A 328-nucleotide genomic window follows, 5' to 3' on the forward strand; every position below is an offset into this window, starting at 1 on the left:
CTCGATCGGCTTCCGGGTGGAACATCCGCAAGGGCTGATCGACCGCGCACGCTGGGGCCGCCACGCGGGCCATCCGCTGCTGGGCGCGGCCGACTACAAGCTGGTGCATCACGCGAGCAACGGGCGCTCGGTCTACAGCTTCTGCATGTGCCCGGGCGGCACGGTGGTCGCGGCCACCAGCGAGCCGGGCCGCGTCGTGACGAACGGCATGAGCCAGTACTCGCGCAACGAGCGCAACGCCAACGCAGGCATCGTGGTGGGCATCGACCCCACGGACTACCCCGGTTGGGAAGACGGAAAGACCGGTCATCCACTCGCGGGCATGGTG

Annotated in this window: 1 protein-coding gene; it reads left to right on the plus strand. The window is 69.2% G+C overall.

Features of this window, described 5'->3' with window-relative positions; all coding sequences use genetic code 11:
- A partial coding sequence (locus CVH10_RS18970) for an FAD-dependent protein (protein ID WP_369335882.1) occupies positions 1 to 328 on the plus strand: 328 nt, incomplete at both ends.

The organism is Halomonas sp. ND22Bw (assembly GCF_003011945.1).
GTDB lineage: Bacteria > Pseudomonadota > Gammaproteobacteria > Pseudomonadales > Halomonadaceae > Halomonas > Halomonas halophila.